Annotated in this window: 2 protein-coding genes; one reads left to right on the top strand and one right to left on the bottom strand. The window is 74.9% G+C overall.

Annotated elements, in window-relative coordinates:
• The coding region (locus ACFWJO_RS40150) for a beta-ketoacyl synthase N-terminal-like domain-containing protein (protein ID WP_386873290.1) at window positions 1-535 on the bottom strand (535 nt) is incomplete at its 3' end.
• Between the two features lie 126 nt (window positions 536-661).
• On the opposite strand from ACFWJO_RS40150, the gene ACFWJO_RS40145 reads away from it, so the two are divergent.
• On the top strand, window positions 662-1,185 hold a 524-nt coding region (locus ACFWJO_RS40145; protein WP_386873288.1), incomplete at its 3' end, for a helix-turn-helix domain-containing protein.

Genomic DNA, 1,185 nt, shown 5'->3' with positions numbered 1-1,185 from the left:
GGCGCCAGCCGAGCGTGGTGTTCGCCGCCGCCAGGTCGTGCATGGGGAACGGGCGGGTGGTCTTGGGCAGCACCCACGGGGCACGGGACATCGACTCCACGCCGCCCACGAGGACCACGTCCGCCTCGCCGGTGTTGATCTGGCGGGAGGCGATGATCGCCGCGTCCAGGGAGGAGCCGCAGAGGCGGTTCACGGTGGTGCCGGGGATGGACAGCGGCAGGCCGGCCAGCAGCGCGGCCATGCGGCCCACGTTGCGGTTCTCCTCCCCGGCCCCGTTCGCGTTGCCGAACACCACCTCGTCGATCCGGTCCGGGCGGGCACGGTCCGTGCCGGCCTCGATCGGGGCGCCGCGCAGCTCGCCCGCCACGTCCTGCGCGCTCTCGCGACGCAGCCCCGCCAGACCGGGCGCACGGTCCACGAGGGTCCGGAGCACGTGGGCGGCGAGGTCGTCCGGCCGGGAGCCGGCGAGCGCGCCGCCGATCTTGCCGAAGGGGGTGCGGACGGCGTCGTACACATAGGCGTCCGTGACGGTCATGGCGGGTCTCCTCTGCTGTGCGCTCGCGATCTCTCTCGCCGGTGACGCTAGCCCCGCCCCGGACGCCGGGCCAGGAGAGTTCGTGCAACGCACTCTTGTGCGCACAGCGAACGGTAGGCTCGCCGCATGCTTCCCGATCCCCCCGCCGACGGCCCCGGCCCCGCCCGCCCGGAGGCCCCCGTGCGCGCCCTGGCCACCGGACTGGCCGTGCTGCGGTCCTTCACCCCGGGCCGTCCGGCGCTGACCGTCTCCTCCGCCGCAGAAGCCGCCGGCATCACGCGCGCCACGGCGCGCCGTGTCCTGCACACGCTCGTCCACGAGGGCTTCGCGGTGCAGGAGGGCCGCGAGTTCCGACTCACTCCGCGGGTGCTCGAGCTCGGCCACGGCTACTGGACGGGCACGTCACTGGCGGAGCTGCTGCGGCCGGTGCTGGCCCGTGCCTCCCAGGCCCTCGAGCAGTCCTGCTCCGCCGCGGTGCTGGACGGGGCCTTCCTGCTCTACATCGCCCGCGTGCACACCGAGCGGATCATCCGGGTGAACCTCGACGTCGGCACGCGGCTGCCGGCGTTCCTCACCTCCATGGGCCGGGTCCTGCTCGCCGACCTGCCGCCGGCCGCCGCGCGTCGTCTGCTCCAGGGCACGCCGCGGAC

Source organism: Streptomyces sp. NPDC127092 (assembly GCF_042722475.1).
Classification (GTDB): Bacteria; Actinomycetota; Actinomycetes; order Streptomycetales; family Streptomycetaceae; genus Streptomyces.
The sequence above is the reverse complement of the archived record's forward strand: the minus strand, read 5'-3'. Positions and strand labels throughout refer to the sequence as shown.